The sequence below is a fragment of the Vibrio sp. 10N.247.311.14 genome (genome assembly GCF_041467715.1).
Classification (GTDB): Bacteria; Pseudomonadota; Gammaproteobacteria; order Enterobacterales; family Vibrionaceae; genus Vibrio; species Vibrio crassostreae_C.
Window position 1 is genome coordinate 79,145 of record NZ_JBFSVE010000012.1, and the last position, 18,624, is coordinate 97,768.

16 protein-coding genes are annotated in these 18,624 nt (G+C 43.3%); 10 read left to right on the top strand and 6 right to left on the bottom strand.

Features of this window, described 5'->3' with window-relative positions; translation table 11 throughout:
• Nucleotides 1-273 precede the first annotated feature (273 nt).
• Complete coding sequence (gene hcp, locus AB6F11_RS06560; RefSeq protein ID WP_017068651.1) at nt 274-1,935, top strand: hydroxylamine reductase; 1,662 nt, start codon at nt 274-276, stop codon at nt 1,933-1,935.
• Nucleotides 1,936-2,036: 101 nt separating this feature from the next.
• Nucleotides 2,037-3,092: a hybrid-cluster NAD(P)-dependent oxidoreductase gene (locus AB6F11_RS06565; RefSeq protein WP_104216071.1), complete on the top strand. Its 1,056-nt coding sequence runs from the start codon at nt 2,037-2,039 to the stop codon at nt 3,090-3,092.
• A gap of 263 nt (nt 3,093-3,355) precedes the next feature.
• Here AB6F11_RS06565 and AB6F11_RS06570 read toward each other — a convergent pair whose 3' ends face one another.
• The gene (locus AB6F11_RS06570; RefSeq protein WP_004730041.1) at nt 3,356-4,792 is read right to left on the bottom strand and encodes a glyceraldehyde-3-phosphate dehydrogenase; all 1,437 of its coding nucleotides are present in this window, start codon (nt 4,790-4,792) and stop codon (nt 3,356-3,358) included.
• Between the two features lie 966 nt (nt 4,793-5,758).
• Here AB6F11_RS06570 and AB6F11_RS06575 point away from each other — a divergent pair.
• Complete coding sequence (locus AB6F11_RS06575; protein WP_102394147.1) at nt 5,759-8,323, top strand: ATP-binding protein; 2,565 nt, start codon at nt 5,759-5,761, stop codon at nt 8,321-8,323.
• A 31-nt stretch (nt 8,324-8,354) separates the two neighbouring features.
• On the opposite strand, the gene AB6F11_RS06580 is transcribed toward AB6F11_RS06575, so the two are convergent.
• From AB6F11_RS06580 to AB6F11_RS06590, 3 genes are all read right to left on the bottom strand, one after another.
• A complete protein-coding gene (locus AB6F11_RS06580; protein ID WP_017061772.1) occupies nt 8,355-8,591 on the bottom strand; it encodes a hypothetical protein in 237 nt (78 codons plus the stop codon).
• Between the two features lie 167 nt (nt 8,592-8,758).
• The gene (locus AB6F11_RS06585) at nt 8,759-9,385 is read right to left on the bottom strand and encodes a D-Ala-D-Ala carboxypeptidase family metallohydrolase (protein ID WP_017064850.1); all 627 of its coding nucleotides are present in this window, start codon (nt 9,383-9,385) and stop codon (nt 8,759-8,761) included.
• Between the two features lie 197 nt (nt 9,386-9,582).
• On the bottom strand, nt 9,583-9,897 hold the full coding sequence (locus AB6F11_RS06590; RefSeq protein ID WP_004742367.1) for a DUF496 family protein: 315 nt from the start codon (nt 9,895-9,897) through the stop codon (nt 9,583-9,585).
• Between the two features lie 195 nt (nt 9,898-10,092).
• On the opposite strand from AB6F11_RS06590, the gene AB6F11_RS06595 reads away from it, so the two are divergent.
• The 5 genes from AB6F11_RS06595 to luxQ all read left to right on the top strand — a co-directional run bounded on the left by AB6F11_RS06595 (nt 10,093) and on the right by luxQ (nt 15,297).
• Nucleotides 10,093-10,293, top strand: a complete 201-nt coding sequence (locus AB6F11_RS06595) for a hypothetical protein (protein WP_017068647.1) — start codon at nt 10,093-10,095, stop codon at nt 10,291-10,293.
• Nucleotides 10,294-10,349: 56 nt separating this feature from the next.
• Nucleotides 10,350-11,006 carry a YceH family protein gene (locus AB6F11_RS06600; protein WP_017061769.1) on the top strand — a complete coding sequence of 219 codons (657 nt, stop codon included), beginning with the start codon at nt 10,350-10,352 and terminating at the stop codon, nt 11,004-11,006.
• Nucleotides 11,007-11,321, top strand: coding sequence for a GIY-YIG nuclease family protein (locus tag AB6F11_RS06605; RefSeq protein WP_017061768.1), 315 nt, complete (start codon nt 11,007-11,009; stop codon nt 11,319-11,321).
• Between the two features lie 308 nt (nt 11,322-11,629).
• A complete protein-coding gene (locus AB6F11_RS06610) occupies nt 11,630-12,724 on the top strand; it encodes an autoinducer 2-binding periplasmic protein LuxP (protein WP_029235787.1) in 1,095 nt (364 codons plus the stop codon).
• Nucleotides 12,724-15,297 carry a quorum-sensing autoinducer 2 sensor kinase/phosphatase LuxQ gene (luxQ, locus tag AB6F11_RS06615; protein ID WP_102394146.1) on the top strand — a complete coding sequence of 858 codons (2,574 nt, stop codon included), beginning with the start codon at nt 12,724-12,726 and terminating at the stop codon, nt 15,295-15,297. Before AB6F11_RS06610 ends, luxQ begins: the two co-directional genes overlap by 1 nt.
• 59 nt (nt 15,298-15,356) lie before the next feature.
• Here luxQ and AB6F11_RS06620 read toward each other — a convergent pair whose 3' ends face one another.
• The gene (locus AB6F11_RS06620; RefSeq protein ID WP_102332012.1) at nt 15,357-16,016 is read right to left on the bottom strand and encodes a PilZ domain-containing protein; all 660 of its coding nucleotides are present in this window, start codon (nt 16,014-16,016) and stop codon (nt 15,357-15,359) included.
• A gap of 194 nt (nt 16,017-16,210) precedes the next feature.
• Between AB6F11_RS06620 and AB6F11_RS06625 the strand changes: the two genes are divergently transcribed.
• Nucleotides 16,211-16,561, top strand: a complete 351-nt coding sequence (locus AB6F11_RS06625; RefSeq protein ID WP_102394145.1) for a HopJ type III effector protein — start codon at nt 16,211-16,213, stop codon at nt 16,559-16,561.
• A gap of 134 nt (nt 16,562-16,695) precedes the next feature.
• Here the strand turns inward: AB6F11_RS06625 and AB6F11_RS06630 are convergent, their stop codons facing one another.
• On the bottom strand, nt 16,696-17,004 hold the full coding sequence (locus AB6F11_RS06630; RefSeq protein WP_080582242.1) for a DUF1289 domain-containing protein: 309 nt from the start codon (nt 17,002-17,004) through the stop codon (nt 16,696-16,698).
• Between the two features lie 159 nt (nt 17,005-17,163).
• Here AB6F11_RS06630 and yegD point away from each other — a divergent pair, with 159 nt between their 5' ends.
• The gene (gene yegD, locus AB6F11_RS06635; RefSeq protein ID WP_017064846.1) at nt 17,164-18,516 is read left to right on the top strand and encodes a molecular chaperone; all 1,353 of its coding nucleotides are present in this window, start codon (nt 17,164-17,166) and stop codon (nt 18,514-18,516) included.
• Nucleotides 18,517-18,624 lie beyond the last annotated feature (108 nt).

Here is an 18,624-nt window from a genome sequence, read left to right on the forward strand (position 1 = left end):
ATTCATTCCTCTTTTTCTATGTTGTTACTTTATCGCTTCTATTCTGAACGAAACATGAACGCCGTTAATAAATCTCTGAGAGTCACTATGACACGGATGTGTGCTGTTAGGGAGTTTATATGTAGTCATAATCACGCACTAAAAACATGGAATAAAACTAAGTTTAATAAAATCAATATGTTAAAAGTTGGCACGCTTGATGCTCTATAGGGGTTGGAATAAGTCACTGTAAGCAAAGTACTTACAGTTAATAAAAATTACTGGAGCCCTTATATGTTCTGTATTCAATGTGAACAAACAATTCAAACCCCAACCGTAAAAGGCTGTTCTTTCGCACAAGGTATGTGTGGTAAAACTTCGGAAGTATCCGACCTTCAAGACGTGTTGGTGCATTCTCTTCAAGGTGTTTCTTTTTGGGCCAATTTGGGCCGTGCGTGTGATGTTATTGATACTGAAATCGACGAGTGGGCGCCAAAAGCGTTTTTCGCAACACTAACCAACGTTAACTTCGACCCTGCTCGTATCATCGAATTCGCACAACAGTCCCATGAATTCAAGCAGCGTTTAGAGCAACAGGTTCGCGCGGCAGCGACATTGATTGGTTTTGAGATCCCAGCGCTTTCTGCTGCTGCTCAATTCGACCTTCCAACGGACTCTTCAGAGCTATTGGCGCTTGCCCCTCAAGCGGCGGTAAACCGTGGTCACGACTCTCAACACGAAGATGTGATTGGTCTTCGCCTTCTTTGCCTATACGGTCTAAAAGGTGCAGCAGCTTACATGGAGCACGCACGTGTTCTTGGTCAAACTGATAATGCTATTTTCGCTGAATACCATGAAATCATGGCGTTCCTAGGTACAGATCCATCAGACCTAAAACAACTGTTAGATACGTCTATGCAGATCGGCTTAATGAACTACAAGGTCATGGAAATGTTGGATAAAGGCGAGACAGATACCTTCGGTCACCCTCAACCAACAACCGTGAATGTGAAGACGAAGCGAGGTCACTGTATCCTTGTTTCTGGTCACGACCTGCATGATCTAGAAAAGATCCTTCAACAAACGGAAGGCAAGGGCATTAACGTTTACACCAACGGTGAGATGCTACCTGCACACGGCTACCCTGAACTAAACAAGTACCCACACCTTGCGGGTAACTACGGCAGCGCTTGGCAGAACCAGCAAAAAGAATTTGCGAACTTCCCAGGTGCGATCGTAATGACATCTAACTGTCTGCTTAACCCAGATGTGGGCTCGTACGCTGACCGCCTATTTACGCGTAGCATCGTAGGCTGGCCGGGTGTTGCTCACCTTGAAGGTGACGATTTCAGTGCAGTGATCGATTGTGCTCTTGCGCAAGAAGGCTTTAAGCATGACGAGATCGAGCAAATGATCACTGTCGGTTTTGGTCGTAACGCCTTGATGGAAGCAGCGCCTGCGGTTGTTGAACAAGTGAAAGAAGGCAACATCAAACACTTCTTCCTAGTGGGTGGTTGTGACGGCGACAAATCTGAACGTAGCTACTACACAGATTTCACAGCTCAAGCGCCAGAAGATTCAGTAATCCTGACATTGGCATGTGGTAAATTCCGTTTCAACAAAAACCAATTCGGCGACATTAACGGTATTCCACGTCTGCTCGATGTTGGCCAATGTAACGATGCATACTCAGCGATTCAGCTTGCTCTTGCGCTGTCTCAAGAGTTTGATTGTGGCATCAACGAACTACCACTAACACTTGTTCTTTCTTGGTTCGAGCAAAAAGCGATCGTTATCCTGCTTACTCTGTTCGCACTGGGTGTGAAAGGTATCTACACAGGCCCAACAGCGCCTGCATTCCTAACTGAAAACCTACTAAAGATTATTCAAGACGAGTTCGATATGCGTTCTATCTCAACGCCAGAGCAAGATCTTAAAACAATCTTAGCGGCTTAATCTAAGCCCACTCCCAAGCCCCGTTGTTGCTGCTCTCTAGGAACGTGCAGCGGCGGGGCTTTTTAGATTTAATTCTTTAGTATCAGTGAGGTGTGTGAACTATGTATGCATGGTCGGATAGCGATTCAATCAATTTAGTGTGTTTAAAGAAATGGCACGAGACGCCAGATACGGTCAGCTTTGAGCTTGGCAGTATTCCACAAGATTTACATTTCAATTTTAAGCCCGGTCAGTTCATCACCTTGGGTTTAGATATGCCGACGAAAACGGATTACCGTGCTTATTCCGTGGCTTCTTGCCCCGAAGATAACCGCCTGAAGTTGACGGTCAAGCGTGTGGAAGGTGGCTTGGTTTCGAACTTTATTGTTGATGAGCTTGATGAAGGTGACGAGGTTTCTGTGTTGAAGCCGGCAGGCTCGTTTAACTGTATTGATTGCATGCCAACGGCAACAAAGAAAGTAACGCTAGTGAGTGCGGGCTGTGGCATTACACCCGTAATGGCGATGGTAAAATATTGGCTGTCTCAAGACAGTGACATTGAGATTGATTTCGTCCACATGGCACGCAACAAGCTTGAGACTATCTACTTTCAAGAACTTCATCAGCTCGATGAATCACATGCGAATTTCAACTTAAAACTGCTGTTAAAAGACAACGAAGGAACAACCGCCCCTCAAGGTCGTTTAGATAAAAACTGGTTAGTGAAACTGAGCCCAGATATCTTAGATAGAACGGTTTACCTGTGTGGGCCTGTCGGCTTCATGCAAGATATTGAGAGTTATCTAAAAGAGCTTGAGTTCAACATGGATAACTTCTATCAAGAAAGCTTTACTCCTGCTACTCAGGATGCTCAATCAGAAGCGTCAAACGCCGAAATTGCTGACGATACGAATAGTGCTGTTAAGGTATTTGTGCCTGCGTTCGGCGCTGAAGTTGAAGCGGAAACTGGCACACCATTGGCGGATTCATTAGAAAAAGCAGGCGTTCCAATTATTATCGCTTGTCGTAGTGGGATTTGTGGTTCGTGTAAATGCAAAGTGACCAAAGGTTCGGTGGAATCAAGCAGCCAAGAGACTTTGACGCCAGAACAGATTGAGCAAGGTTATGTACTCGCGTGTTCGAGTGCGATTCAGTCAGATGTTGAGGTTGAGTTGTAACAGATGTGAAGGGAAGCTTTCCAAGAGTGACGAGGATAAAGTTCTTGTCATAGCGATAAAAGTTAGCTTGCCAGATGTAAAAAGGCCACTTAGATCAGATAGAGAGAGCAGATCTAAGTGGCAACCTTCCTGTTTATACGGGGGAGTAAAACAAGAAGGGTTGCAAAGCCCATTACAGACCTCGCAGATATAATTATTATGTTGTGGAGCTGGTTACCTAAAACTGTTTATAGAATCTAAGCAATTTACAGGCTCTAAGCAGTTTATACTTCAGGGTAAGTCTTGTAGCGCACACCCATCATCTGTTCCATACAGTGAACAACCTGACAGCTGTAGCCAAACTCGTTGTCGTACCAAATATACAGAACAGCACGGTTGTCTTGTGCGATAGTCGCAACACCGTCAACCACACCAGGGTGGCGAGAGCCAACCAAATCCGTCGATACAATCTCAGTCGAATCTGTGTAATCAATTTGTGCAGACAGAGAAGAAGACAGCGCCATTTCACGCAGGTACTCGTTTAACTCTTCTTTGTTTGTGCCTTTCTCAAGGTTTAGGTTTGCTACTGCCATTGAAACATTTGGCGTAGGTACGCGAATCGCATTACCTGTTAGCTTACCTTCCATTTCTGGCATCGCTTTTGATACCGCTTTAGCAGCACCAGTCGATGTCAGAACCATGTTCAATGATGCAGCACGACCACGACGATCGCCTGAGTGGAAGTTATCGATTAGGTTTTGGTCATTGGTAAATGAGTGAACCGTTTCAATGTGACCAGACAGTACGCCGAATTTATCGTGAACCGCTTTCAATACTGGCGTGATTGCGTTTGTCGTACAGCTTGCAGCAGAGATGATCGTGTCTTCTGGTTGAATGACATTCTCGTTCACACCAAATACTACGTTCTTGATGTCGCCTTTGCCTGGCGCTGTCAGTAGTACTTTCTTCGCACCGTTACACGCAACGTGTTGGCTCAGGCCTTCAGCGTCACGCCATACGCCTGTGTTATCAACCACAAGTGCATTTTCAATACCGTAAGTCGTGTAATCCACTTCTTCTGGCTTGTTTGCGTAGATAACTTGAATGAAGTTGCCGTTTACGATGATTGCTTTACGTTCTTGGTCAACAACGATGCTGCCGTTGAACTGGCCGTGAACAGAGTCACGACGAAGTAGGCTAGCACGTTTTTCTAGGTCGCCGTCTTTGCCACCACGTACAACGATTGCACGTAAACGAAGTGGGTAACCTGGGCCACTTTTCTCGATCAATAGACGAGTTAGCAGTCGGCCAATACGACCAAAACCGTACAATACAACGTCACGAGGTTCTGTCATTGCATCGCCTTGAAGCGATTCTACAAGTGCAGTTTGTAGAAAATCATCCAACCCGTGAGTGTCTTCGCGATCTTGCCAGAATGCATGGGCAAGGCGACCAACATCAATACGACATGGAGACAAGTCCATAGAGAGAAGGTGTTGAATGATTGGTTGAGTCTGTTCTGCTGTAAGAGGAGAACCAGTGTAACGTTTTGCGATACGGTGAGCTTTGATGATGTCGATAGTTGTCGCGTTAACCAGGGTCTTACCGAAGAGGATAACTTCTACGCCTTTTTGACGGTATAACTGACCTAAAGTTGGAGCGATGGATTCAGCAATAGTTTGACTAGTTTGCCAGTCTAGGAGGTGCTTTTCGGGACTCATCTTTACTCGGGACCTTTCACGTTAAGTTTCTGCATTCATGGCGGTTGTAGGGAAGCCAATCAGCATAGGGGATTTGAGGCATCAGGCTGTGGTCTTTATTGCCACTTAAATGTGCTGATATACCTTGTGTGTAACTTGTAATTTTTATGTGGCAGGATTGTAAGGTACGACGGGTTATTCTGCTAGGAAAAATAAATGCAGACAAAATATCTGTAAATTGGCTTTATATTAGCCATAAATCAAGATTTGAACGTCGATAAAGACTATTGACTTTAATAATCTGTAGCACTTATTTTTCGTCAAAAAATACTCAATTCAAAGGATAATATGTAATACAGGTCATATTGAACATTAAAGGTGTGATCGCTAACTCAAGTTACACGTAAACAGTAAACGATAAATAAGGGAATTAACGAGTATTGATGTTTGACCTTTGAATAAGCCTAGCTTGAGTGTGAAAAGTGCATCACGCAAACGATTGGATGTCACAATTTTAACCTAACTATCCACTTTGTTAGCACGCAGAGTCATTATTCACAGTCTAGTTGAGCCGCAGAATGTGGATGTGTACTTGTTATGCCGGTGATAATAACTGGAGAAAACGTCTTTTGTTTACATTTTGCTCACTAAAACCTCGCTTGCTTACATCTCATTTGTAGAAACCTCCTCGAGTAGACCTCTCTCACGTAACGTTCACTTGTCTAAAATCGGCTTGTCTCAATCTCACTTAGTAAAGCAGACTCCTCCGCTTTAAAGCCCTGTTTTGGATGCCTGTTGATTCTAATTTTTCGTTCTGGGCTCAGAGTATCATTTGTTCATATCCAATTTGATCAATAACCCCCTGTTAATGTCCTATTCTTAATTTGGGCTAGGTAAATTACTTTCGGGAAGGGAGTCGTTATAAAAATGATAAATATGTCAATTAGATGGCGTCTTATTTTTCTTTCCACGGTTTCTGTACTCATTATGTTCGGGTTTACAGTGAATGAAGTGCTTAAGAACGATGAGAAGATGAATCACCTTGAAACAACGCGTATTAAGGTCGAAGCGCTTCAATTTTTTAATACGGTTTCAAGTGATGCTTATCGATGGTTGGTGCTGTCTAATGACTCCCCTGAGAAAGGTCAGTTGCTTTTAACACTGCAATCAGAACTGGATAGACTGACTCAGTATGGAATGCGACTTCAACGGTTCGACAGCAATTGGAGTATTGACCCTCAGTTAGCTGAATTGAAAAAGTTGTTGATGATCCTAGCTAGTACACCTGAAACGACAGACAGCAGAAAATTGACAGAGCGCGCTTTCGACTTGTTAAAAGACGTGCTGATGGAGCTGTCCGAATATCGCATGGCTTTAGTCGATGGCAATATTGGTCAAGCGGAAGCGATGTTTATCAATCTTACGCATTATGTGTTTTGGACTCAGAGAGAAGCGTGGTTAAGCTTCAGTTTGAATCGCTCCCCAGAGTTTAAAAACCAATACTTGCTTAGCTATGTCGCTGCTCTAGAGAGGCAGCAACAGCTATTAGATACATTTTTCCGTTCGGATACGCGTTCTCCAAACATTAGACAGTTGCTAAACGCTGTCGCCAAAGATGAATTCCAAGACAAATTTACATCTCGAATCCTCAAAGGGGACTTTTCATCACCCGAAATATATCAACACTTGAAAAGCTTAGAGGTTAAAAAACGGGCTATTTCAAACGCGATTGGCGCTTACACCAATCAAATACAGTTTGAACTGACCAAGAATATCGCGTTGCAGAAAAGGCAAACCTTGGTCATGACGTTGCTTATACTCATCGCTTCTGGTGTTTTGATGCGGCTTGGGGTTGCGACATCTCTGCGCTTAAACAAAAACCTGTCGATTATTTTGAAAGGTGTGTCGGAATGCGCTGATAGCTACGGCCAGCCAAAGGTGATTCGTATCCAAGGGAACGATGAGCTTGCCGAGTTCACTGAAACCCTAAATCGAGTGATGGAACGCAACTATCTGCACAACAAAGAGTTGATAACAGCAAAAGAAGACGCGATTTCGGCTAACAAAGCCAAAAGCGCATTCTTAGCAAATATGTCACATGAAATACGCACGCCACTTAACGGGATCATTGGCATGGCTGAGATCTTATCTCAAAGCCAACTGAGCCCAAATCAACAAGAAATACTGGGGGATATCGAATCGTCCTCTCACTCTTTACTGGTGCTGCTGAATGACATACTCGACCTGTCTAAAATCGAGTCGGGTAACTTGATGTTGTCACGACACAATGCTGATTTGCGAGAAGCGGTTTATGACTCTGTGAGTGTGATTCAGTCTAAAGCGATAAGTAAGGATATTGAGCTCGACATCAATATCGATTATCAAACGCCGTCACAACTGTTTTTCGATGAGTACCGCGTGAGACAGGTGCTGACCAATCTGCTTTCTAATGCCATCAAATTTACGTCTAAGGGCACAATTACAACTGACATTGCTTATACACCTATGTCTATGGGCAGGGGCAAGCTTGAATGCAGCGTGTCTGATACCGGGATTGGGATTGAGCCCGAGAAGTTAGAGTCCATATTTGAACCTTTCACTCAAGAAGATGGCAGCATTACCCGTCAATTTGGCGGTACGGGGTTAGGGCTTGCGATTTGTCGACAGCTTGTTGATTTGATGGGTGGTTACATTACCGCGCGTTCAGTGAAAGGAGAGGGCTCGACTTTCACTTTTTGTTTGTATGTCGATGTTGTAGAAGCGCCTGTTCAAACTTTCGATAACCTGAGCCGAGCGACCATCATCTCGAACTCTTTCAATTACCTCGATCAGCTCGTTAAAGAGTGTGAGCGTTTGAATGTTCGAGCCAATGTGGTGTCATCCATTGCTGCCCTTAGTGAAAGTGTAAAAGAAAGTGACTTCATACTTTATTGTCATACCTTGCACCACTCTATGGAAAAAGATCTTGCGACGTTGAAGGTGATATATCCTCTTGCTCGCGTCATCGTTTGTCAGCATCACCTATTTAAAACCAACCTAATCAGAGAAACGGTCCACTCGACTCATACCTTGCCATTCTTGGGCCGACGTTTCTTAACCAGCTTACAATCTCTCGATGTGGGCGAAGAGCAAACGCCTCAAGTGGAAGCAAAAGATGAAGAAGTTCGCTCTCTGAATCGACGCATTTTGATCGTTGAAGACAATCTGATGAATCAAAAAATAGCGAGCTTCTTCCTTGAGCAAGCGGGTTATGAATATTTGATTGCCAGTAATGGCCAAGAAGCGGTGGATGTCATCACCCAGGGTGCTCAGTTTGATGCAGTCTTAATGGACTGCATGATGCCTGTTATGGATGGCATAACGGCGACTCGTGCGATACGTCAGTGGGAAGCCGATCAACAAGTCACACCATTACCCATCATAGCTTTAACCGCCAGTGTTCTAGAAGAAGACATCAAAGATTGTTTTGAAGCCGGTATGAACGCCTACTTACCTAAACCCTATAAATCTCACCAGCTGTACGATCTTTTCAGTAGCCTTGATATTGTCTAGGGCTCCCGTATCAAGGCTAGCGCGGCGCTACTTAACGAACTTCCAATCCAAGGTTGTATTGTGCAAGGCAACGACCGACATAGCTGATGTTCAGCAAGGCTGCGACTAAGATGGTGCTGATGTGGGCGACGATTTGAATTGGCAGTGAGAAGTGATCGGCCATAGGATAAGCAACAATAATACTGAGAAGCATAAGCAAGGTTGTTATAGCTAGACTGAAGTTTGAAACAGAAAGCAGAGTTTGAAAGCGTTGAGTCATCGTCTTCATATTGAATTCCTAATTGCTATTAATAATTATGATACTTGTTATTAATATCAATTAGCGTTCCAGTTTTAATTTGCATTTAAAATCATAATCTTATGTAATTTCGCTTGTTTTTTAGAGTCTAAGTGACACGTGCGAATTGCAGGTCTTTATGACTTGATCGTGTTTCTTTACCATTGTCTAAACCCACAAGTATCGATGTGGAATCGAACACCTGAATATAAACCAAGCCCAACATTATTTTTTTGCCCGAATTCCGAATGAATATTTTTAAGTTTCACGTGTAGATCTTCGCGAGTAATGTCATTTGCAGGCACTAGGTCTAAGGCACAAAACTCTAAGTGCTTACTTCGCAGTGCACCACCAGCTTGTTGATTGTAGATATCGGTTCGCTCTCCAGATACTGGTATAACAACACCGATTTCAGGCTCAATATATTGTTGTATGTACTTCAGGGTATTGATCATGTTTGGCACATGTTTCTTATTTGGGAGGGTAAACAAGGTTGTATTACTCATTGCCCAATCCGTCCCTTGCAATAGAACGAGATGCAGAGGCATGCTCTGAGTAACGCCATTGTCCTTGAGTTGTTGTCCGATTGCTCTCACTTGGTCTTGAGCGTGATTGAGGAGCATCCAACCTCGAAATGCTGATCGGGTTGGAACCTTGTAGCCATGAACATCGACCACGAGATCGTCATAAGTGATTTCGGTTTCTTCGGTATAAAGTTTCTCAAATTTTTCAGGGTAAGGTTGTGTCGTTGATAACGCCAAGGTTATCAGAATACTTCCGTACATAAAGTCTCTCCATCGCTAGTGTACACTCGTTATTTAGTTTGATACAGCTGTTGAGTTTCATTCATTTTGCTTAGGTACGCTTAAGCCTAGACGGTTAGGTTTAGATGCTTAAGTATAGACGCTGGAGTTTAGGTAAAAAAAACCCACTACTAAGAGTGGGTTACTAACATTGTTACAAGTAAATTAGCGAGGTTAGATTACTTCTTACCTTGGATTTGCTTGTCTTCTTCTGTCAGTTCACGAATGCGACGGCTGATGTCACGGCGAGCTTTAGAAATCTCAGCGCTCTTGATGATGTGGTCATCAACACGGTCTTCGTAGTCAGCTTTCATATTTTTGATAATGCCTAGGATCTCGTCGTGGGTCATCTCTGGCTTGATGTAATCAAGTAGGTTATCAAGAAGGTCGACACGCTTACGGTTGTCACGAACTTTCTTTTCGTTGTCTAAAAGTTCACGCTTAAGTTTGTTCTTACGTCGTGCTTGGTTAACAATTTCAAATACGCTGCTCATAGATTCCTTTTCCTATTCGTCAAATACGTTGTCTGCTTCTGATTAAAGCACATCAATTGATGATGTAACAGTCTTTAGATCAAAGCAAAAGTAAGGTTGTTTAATTATTCGTCACTCTCGCTGATGTGTGATTGTTTTTATCTTACCGTTCAAGTTAGTATCCCATGTAGATACTGCATTGATACGAAATGTGAAATGAATCAACAACAATTGGAAAACGAAGAATTGGACGACAATGTCACTGAATCTTCAGCAGAACAAAACAAGCTTCGTGATGCGTATGTACAAGAGCGTACTTATTTGGAAGTCGTGGAAATAGAGCTAAACCGTTCTAAGATCATAATGATTGATGAACAGGGCAGAAAGAAACGAGTACCAATTTTGTCTGAACACTAGTTACTGCATTGTTAGGTGTTGAGATGGAATTATCAAAATAATAAAAAGGAAAAACGATGAACACAGTACTTTCCCCAATTGAAGCGAGAATTATCGGTTGTTTGATCGAGAAAGAAGTCACTACTCCCGATCATTACCCACTGACACTGAACAGTTTAACCACGGCATGCAATCAAAAGAGTAACCGTGAACCTGTTCTCTCTCTTTCTGAGTCAGATGTTTTAGATGCAGTTGATGGTTTAATCGGACGTCGCATGGTGAGTGATGAGAGCAGCTTCAATAGCCGTGTTAATAAGTATCAGCATCGTTTCTGCAACACTGAGTTCGGCGATCTGCAATTTACAGAGCAAGAGCGTGCAATCATCTGCTGTATGTTACTGCGCGGTGCGCAAACACCCGGTGAACTTCGTACTCGAACGGGTCGCCTTGCAAACTTTAGTGATGTGAAAGAAGTAGAAGCAACATTAGACAAACTCGCTGCAAGAGAAGCAGGTGCCTTGGTTGTGAAGCTGCCACGCGAAGCGGGTAAACGTGAATCACGCTACCAGCATTTGTTGAGCGGTGAAGTGGACGTTGAAGCGTTTGCGATGGCATCAGTAAGCGCGGCTGCCCCCTCTGCAACGAGTGAAAAGTTTGAAGAGCTTGAGTCTGAAGTTGCAAGCCTACGAGCAGAAGTGGCAGAGCTTAAGGCTCTGGTTGAATCACTGCTTTAAATGTCAGATGCTGATAAAAATGCGGATTGGGTCGTGTACTTGATCCGCAATCGTCACAATGCCCTTTATTGTGGCGTGACGAACAATCTAGAACGTCGATTTGAACAACATCAAACCGGTAAAGGCGCCAAAGCTTTAAAAGGTAAAGGCCCACTTAAGCTGGTTTGGAGCTTTGGTGTTGGCTCAAAAAGTGAGGCGTTGAAAACCGAATACGCGATCAAGCAGTTGCCCAAATCCCGCAAAGAAAAACTGGTATCACTCAAACTGATTATTGAGTGGCAAAAAGACAAAATTCAATATATCGAAGTCTCATAATTCATAGCTAAAATGTTTGTTATTGATTAAATCTTAATAGTGTAAGGAGCTATATCGGCTCTAGCTAAGCTTATGAATTTAAATGGTAATTACTCTTACCGTGAATGGGCTGAAATCATAATTTAACTCGTTGTTCTTAATCTCCATTCCAAATTAACATATTGCTCATTTAGAATGTCGTTCTAATTAGTGTTAGACGCTATCATTTATCATCGTTGTCCTACATAATATCCATTAGCCATACAAAGAGATGGTGTCATGCTAGGTTAAAAAATGAGCCAAAGTAGCTCATATAAAACGAGAAAAATATGAAACGTTTACTGATGTTGTTTGGACTTGCCGTATTTTCTGCGTCCGCTCTTTCCCATGGTACTCATGTCCTCAATAGGTACTGGGAATACCAAGATTATCTTTCCACTTTTCCAGAACAAAGAGCATTGACCGATAAAATGGTCGAGGCTGTACAAAATCACCCTGTGCCACTGAGAAGAATCCAAGACGAACCAATTACGATTTCCGTGGTGTATCCGGGCCAACAGATCTCGGATTACTGGGTTCGTAATATTCAAGCTTTTGAGAAGCGTCTCGATAGGCTGAAGATCCGCTATCAAATAAATCAAGTATTTACCCGTATTAATGCCGATCTCGCGCAGCAGAGTATTTCGTTGCAAGAAGCGATTGAAAACAAGACGGATTATTTGATTTTCACGCTAGATACCACGCGCCACCGCAAGTTTATCGAGCACGTGTTGACCTCTACAGACACCAAACTGATTCTTCAAAATATCACGACGCCAGTGCGAGCTTGGGCAGATAGACAGCCATTTATGTATGTGGGTTTTGACCATGCGACAGGCAGCTTAAAACTGGCGGACTATTTTAAACAAGTAAGTCCGCCAGACAGTAAGTATTCTGTTTTGTATTACTCACAAGGCTATATCAGTGATGCGCGTGGAGATACTTTTATCCATGAAGTGAATACGGTTACCAACTTTACCCTTAAGTCTTCGTTTTACACAAAATCAAACAAAGACAGTGGCTACCAAGCGGCTAAAATCAGCATAGAGAACGATAAGGATCTAGACTTTATCTATGCATGTTCAACGGATGTCGCTCTCGGTGCAATGGAAGCGATTCGTGAATCGGGCCAAGACATCTTAGTGAATGGTTGGGGAGGCGGCTCTGCTGAACTTGAAGCCATTGCAAGGGGCGACCTAGATGTTACTGTCATGCGTATGAACGACGATACAGGCATTGCAATGGCAGAGGCGATCAAGTGGGATCTAGCCGGTTTGGAAGTGCCTACCGTTTACTCTGGTGAATTTGAAATTGTCACCAAGGAAGATTCCCCAGAACGTATTTCAGAACTTAAACAGCGAGCATTTAGGTACTCAGGTCACTAATGAAGAAAAGTTACGCCAGTACACCTAGAAACACTTTAGCTAGACTCATTACGCGTATCGTTATTTTGGTGATAGGCGTGATGGCACTTGGCGTGCTTATTCATAATTATGAAACCAGCAGTAATATCGTACAGCAAGAGACGAATCGAACGGTACAGCAAACCTCAAGCCTGATCCAAAACATGTTTGATTATCGTTTGTCGGTGCTGCAAATCCATCAAGACAGTAGCTCACACAGTGAAACTCTCAGAGAGTATTTTGATACGGGTAATGACGAGACTCTGAGCTACTTTTTCTTTGGTGTTGACCAACGTGAACCGGATCATGCACCAGATTTACGCTTTGTCTCAACCCACGATGGTTTGGCTTGGGAAGACGGCAACAGTCAATTTTATGGTTTGGATGAGTCCAACTTAAAGCATATTTCTGATGAGGTTTCGTTCAGCAGTAATTGGCATTTTATTAAACTGAGGACAGATATAGGTAAGCGTCACTTGTTGGCTCGCCGTACCCCTATTGTTGATAACGCTACTGGGGAAGTCCTTGGTCAACTCTATATCGCCATTGTGCTTGACAACAACTTCTCTTTGGCTGAGTCAATCCAACAGGGCAGTAATAGCGAAAATATCGTGATTGAAGCGCACGGTACACCGGTGACATCGACATTCAGTGGTGATGAAAGCTACACCATTACTGACATCCTCAATTACCAAATGTACGAACAGTTGCCGCGTCATTTCGTTACCATCGCAACCATTAAGATTAATGCTGTTGAAACTCCTTTAATCATTCGAGCTGTTCAAAAAAATAATAATTTCATTGCGTTAGAAGAGAATTATCAGCGTGCGATCATCGTGGTGATTGTGGTGATCATATTGATGTCTTTTTTTGCTCGAACTTGGATTCAAAAGAGAGTCTCAGCCGAGCTTGATAAGCTAATGGACTTTACTCGTTCGGCAAGTGCTAGCGAAAAGTACAACAAGTTCGATGGCTCTAACATTTTCGAATTTCATCATATTGGTTGTACTCTTGAAGACACCTTTGAGCGCTTATCTGAACAGAATCAAAAATTCCAAGATCTCTTTAACTTTGCTCATTCGCCTATCTTAGTTTGGTCTGAAAAAGGCGATTTGATTCAGATGAACCCCGCCGCTCGCATGGCGTTGTTCGATGCTGATGACAATTATGGTCCAATTGCCCAAGAGTTTGAGCAGCGAATGCTGCCTAATATTCAAATGGTGGTTCAGGGTTCTAAACTGACGGGTATTAACGTACCCATTGGTGAAAAGGTGTTTCGTTGGAACATGTCTGCTATTCGCGTGGAACACGGCATCACAGGAGTGGTGGTACAAGGGCAAGATATTACTAAGCTAATCGAGGCGGAAAGACAGGCTGATCGAGCAAGAGAAGAAGCTGAGCATCTTGCGAATGTGCGAGCAGACTTCTTAGCTAAGATGAGTCATGAGATTCGCACGCCGCTCAACGGTATTCTCGGTGTGTCTCAGCTGCTCAAGCGCTCTATGCACAATGAAGATAATCGCGAGCAGGTGGATGTACTGTGTAATAGTGCGGAACATTTACTGGCGGTACTTAACGATATCTTGGACTTCTCAAAGATTGAGCAAGGGCAGTTTAATATTCAAAAGAAAGACTTCCGTTTAGGGGAGTTAGTTAATACCTTAGACAGCATCTATCGACCGCTGTGTGAAGATAAATCCGTCGAATTTACCATTGTGAATCACTTGGTTGATGACATTGAAATCAATACCGACCAAGTACGCCTCAATCAGATCATGTTTAATCTGTTGAGTAATGCTTTTAAATTCACTCATCAAGGCGGTATCTCCGTCAGCTTTGAGATCGAGAGTATCTTTAACTCCGATCACGCCAGCTTGATCGTTCGAGTGAAAGATTCTGGCATTGGTATTGATGAAAGCAAAATTGATGCTGTTTTTGAACCCTTTGTTCAAGCCGAAGAGACCACCACTCGTGAATATGGTGGCACTGGTTTAGGACTTACAATTGTAAAAAATCTGGTCGATATGCTGGAAGGGGACATTCAAGTCCGCAGCGTGATAGGTCAAGGCTCAGAGCTCACGATAGAAATTCCTGTAGTCGTACACGCCAAGCCGCTATTAGTCGATGCTAAGCAACAAGCTGAGGTTGAGCCAGAGGCGTTGTTTAGTCGACCTTTGAATGTGTTGCTGGTGGAAGACAATCACACCAACGCCTTTATTGCTCAGGCTTTCTGTAAGAAATATGGCATGGTCGTCACCTGGGCAAAAGATGGCTTAGAAGCGATTGAGATGGCTAAGACGATTACCTATGACTTGATCTTGATGGATAACCAACTCCCTAATCTCGGTGGTGTTGAAACCACTCAGCAGCTAAGAGGTGAGATTGGTGTGTCAGCCCCTATTTATGCGTGTACCGCTGATGCTCAAGAGTCAACTAGAGACAGCTTTATGGCCGCAGGGGCGAATTACGTGATTGTAAAGCCGATTAAAGAAGAGTCGCTCCACCAAGCGTTTGTTCATTTCAAAAACTCATACTGGAATGACACAGAGCACTAGGCTTTAACTTAGTGCTCTTTAATGAAGTCTGTTGAAGAGAAGTAACTAATTTTCTGCCTTTATATCGAGCCAGCGACAAAGGCTTGTTCCAATAGCAGCGTTTTCAACTCATCACTCATATCTAGGTGTTCAGGGAATTGGATACCTAGCAACCGGCCTTGTCTTTGCCTTTTCTTACTTACCACCTTGTAGACAAGATCGTCATCTAAGTACTCATTTAAGTCAGAATTGACTTTTATCTTCCAGCCGACATCAATATCTGATTGCTGGGTAAGATAGATACCGCACCCTGACGCTGAAAAGTCGACTAGTGTGGCATCCAGCGACAAGGTATCAAAAGTGACTTCACAGCTGAGACGTACTTTATACCTTTCGTGTTCACGAATAGGCTTGGTTGCAAAGTTTGAGGGTGGGCGAAGGAAGATTAGATGTGCTGGAGAGGTGATATGAGCCAGTACATTGGTTTTGAACGCGACAATGTGCCCAAGTTCGGTGTCGGTAATCGCACGAACAATAATATCAACGTTTGTGAGCTTTCTCAGCGTCAGTGCTTCTGTCGCTTTTTGCGTAAGCTCTAGGATGAGGTACTGATCTTCTTTGTGTCCGATATAAAGTGTACTGATCTGGATTGAGTCGTCTGGGCCAAATTCCAATACACCTGCTGTTTTTGTACCTGGCTTTAGGTATCTGAACAGTTCTAAGTTTTTATCTTTATGCATATTCGTTACTGAACAATGTTAATCGTTTGATAAAATAATATAACGCCCTGATAAAACTATGTCATTAGTTTCATTGAAGTAATTAGCAGCGTACAACAAAAAAGTGAATCGCTATCTCAAGTAAACAACGGCTTACTCTTGTCGTAAAACAAGATACACTGCTGACAGATATATACTTGATGGAGAAATAGTAAATGGAACTGGAAACCTTATTGAATACTCTGGCTGAAACCCCAGAGGCCGTGCAATTTGAAGATACAATGCAAGTGATCGAAGCTCACTATGATTTTTCTGAGCGCGAATTTCGCAATGGTGAGGTAGTGAACGCTGCAGGGCAGAATAATGGTTCGTGTAAGATTTTTGCTTTTGGTTTAGAACAAAGCCTATCAGCAGAGCAAACACTTGCTTGTTTTGGTCAATTTTATCGTAACGACGTGCTAGGTTTTCCTGAGAACAGCGACCATCAAAATATTCGTAACTTTATGGTTCATGGCTGGAATGGTATCCAGTTTTCTCAGCCTGCGCTGGTTGCAAAAGTGAAGTAGACACTAACCAGGTAACGATTAGGTCGAAATTTAATCTCAGTATTTTGAAGCGAGAAAACAACCTCTCGCTTTTTTTGTCTATGTTGAACTGGCTAGTAACTTGCTATCCAGTAACTTACTAAATGGGCTCTAAACTACTGAACGGGCAGGGCAGACAAGCACTTACGACACATACAAACTCCAGCCTTTGGAATATCGCTAGTATCTCGTTTTTCTAACTCAAAACACCAACACGTCTCTTTGCCCGCACTGATATCGCATTGAGCTGGCTCATTACACTGTGGACATTGGTGAGTCGAACTCGCGCCACTAAGATTATCCATAACCGACGTTTGCTCTTCTTCAGATAAGCCTTTCCAACCTATAATTTCATCCATTGTTCGAAAGCAGCCACTACACATTCCGCCATTATTTTTACAAGCCGCTCGGCAAGGTGTTTTCATTTCTCTAACCTGTGATTCATTTGGGCTGAAATGTAGCATATTTGTTTCTTCTTGAAGAGCCGTTAAGCTAAGAAATTACTCAGTTAAATTTAGAAATGACCTCGTAATTTTTAGGCTTTTCATGTAGCATCTCGCCCCTTTTGTTGAGTGGGGGATATTATGTTTATTGGATTTGATTATGGAACAGCGAACTGTTCTGTCGCGGCGATGGTTAATGGAGAGCCAAGCCTGTTACCGCTCGAAGGTAACAACCACTATATTCCCTCAACCGTGTTTGCGCCTACTCGTGAGAGTGTTTCTGAACATCTATTCCGCCACTTGAATATCAAGCCGAGTGATGCGATCGGTGAGCAAGTGTTACGACGTGCGATCGCTCTGAACAGAGAAGAGAGTATCGACTTAGTGCCAGAAGACATGGCATTTGGTCAGGCTGCGTTGGACTTATATTTAGAAGACCCTCGCGATGTTTATTATGTTAAGTCCCCTAAATCTTTCCTTGGCGCGAGTGGACTGCATGATGTGCAGGTGAGCTTTTTCGAAGATTTAGTGTGCGCCATGATGGCAAATATCAAGAATCAAGCCGAACTCACGACTCAAGAGCAGATCAAGCAAGCTGTTATCGGCCGACCAATTAACTTCCACGGTCGAGGTGGTGAAGAGGCGAACAGACAAGCTGAAGACATACTGTCTCGCGCAGCTAAGCGTGCCGGTTTCCTTGATATCGCTTTTCAATTTGAGCCCGTAGCCGCAGGCCTTGATTACGAAAGCACATTAACTGAAAACCAAACAGTATTGGTTGTTGATATTGGCGGTGGTACCACCGATTGCTCATTATTAGAAATGGGACCAACGTGGTCTGGTAAAGCGGATCGTACCCAGAGCTTGTTGGCACACAGTGGGCAAAGGGTAGGGGGGAATGACCTCGATATCTATCTTGCATTCAAACAACTGATGTCACCTTTTGGTATGGGCAGCAAAGGCATTTCGGGTATTGATATGCCACTGACTCAATTCTGGAACCCAATTGCGATTAATAATGTTGAAGCTCAAAAGAACTTCTATTCAAGAGAAAACCTAGCGGCATTAAAATTACTTCGTAAAGAAGCGTCAGAGCCTCAAAAGCTAGAACGTTTGATGAAGGTTTATCACGACACTTTGGGTTACGGTATTGTGCGTAGAGCGGAAGAGGCCAAGATTGCGCTGGCAGAATCCCCTCAATATCGTGCTGCGATTAATGTTGCCTCTGAACTGGTCGAGGTAGATATCTCAGTCGAACAGATGGTTGAAGCGATTGAAACACCAAAGTCTAAGATGATTGAGTTGGTTAAAGAAGCGATTCAACAAGGCCAGAAAAAGCCAGACGTAATCTACATGACGGGTGGTTCCGCTCGTTCACCGATACTTCGTGAAGCCGTACAACAAGCTGTGCCGAATGTACCGATTGTGAGTGGTAATTACTTCGGTTCAGTAACTGCAGGTTTAGCTCGTTGGGCTGAGGTTTGCTTCAAATAAGAGTTCAATGATGAGTTATGAAGGGCAACCAGTCGCTGATTGGTTGCCCTTTTTTGTGCGCCGAGCATGGCGTTGATCTAGGAGGTGAAAGTCCTCTACGGGCTCAGT

Excerpts from the sequence above, each read along its gene's own strand:
- hcp (WP_017068651.1), top strand. The coding sequence starts at position 274 with ATGTTCTGTATTCAATGTGAACAAACAATTCAAACCCCAACCGTAAAA.
- AB6F11_RS06565 (WP_104216071.1), top strand. The coding sequence starts at position 2,037 with ATGTATGCATGGTCGGATAGCGATTCAATCAATTTAGTGTGTTTAAAG.
- AB6F11_RS06570 (WP_004730041.1), bottom strand. The coding sequence starts at position 4,792 with ATGAGTCCCGAAAAGCACCTCCTAGACTGGCAAACTAGTCAAACTATT.
- AB6F11_RS06575 (WP_102394147.1), top strand. The coding sequence starts at position 5,759 with ATGTTCGGGTTTACAGTGAATGAAGTGCTTAAGAACGATGAGAAGATG.
- AB6F11_RS06580 (WP_017061772.1), bottom strand. The coding sequence starts at position 8,591 with ATGAAGACGATGACTCAACGCTTTCAAACTCTGCTTTCTGTTTCAAAC.
- AB6F11_RS06585 (WP_017064850.1), bottom strand. The coding sequence starts at position 9,385 with ATGTACGGAAGTATTCTGATAACCTTGGCGTTATCAACGACACAACCT.
- AB6F11_RS06590 (WP_004742367.1), bottom strand. The coding sequence starts at position 9,897 with ATGAGCAGCGTATTTGAAATTGTTAACCAAGCACGACGTAAGAACAAA.
- AB6F11_RS06595 (WP_017068647.1), top strand. The coding sequence starts at position 10,093 with ATGAATCAACAACAATTGGAAAACGAAGAATTGGACGACAATGTCACT.
- AB6F11_RS06600 (WP_017061769.1), top strand. The coding sequence starts at position 10,350 with ATGAACACAGTACTTTCCCCAATTGAAGCGAGAATTATCGGTTGTTTG.
- AB6F11_RS06605 (WP_017061768.1), top strand. The coding sequence starts at position 11,007 with ATGTCAGATGCTGATAAAAATGCGGATTGGGTCGTGTACTTGATCCGC.
- AB6F11_RS06610 (WP_029235787.1), top strand. The coding sequence starts at position 11,630 with ATGAAACGTTTACTGATGTTGTTTGGACTTGCCGTATTTTCTGCGTCC.
- luxQ (WP_102394146.1), top strand. The coding sequence starts at position 12,724 with ATGAAGAAAAGTTACGCCAGTACACCTAGAAACACTTTAGCTAGACTC.
- AB6F11_RS06620 (WP_102332012.1), bottom strand. The coding sequence starts at position 16,016 with ATGCATAAAGATAAAAACTTAGAACTGTTCAGATACCTAAAGCCAGGT.
- AB6F11_RS06625 (WP_102394145.1), top strand. The coding sequence starts at position 16,211 with ATGGAACTGGAAACCTTATTGAATACTCTGGCTGAAACCCCAGAGGCC.
- AB6F11_RS06630 (WP_080582242.1), bottom strand. The coding sequence starts at position 17,004 with ATGAAAACACCTTGCCGAGCGGCTTGTAAAAATAATGGCGGAATGTGT.
- yegD (WP_017064846.1), top strand. The coding sequence starts at position 17,164 with ATGTTTATTGGATTTGATTATGGAACAGCGAACTGTTCTGTCGCGGCG.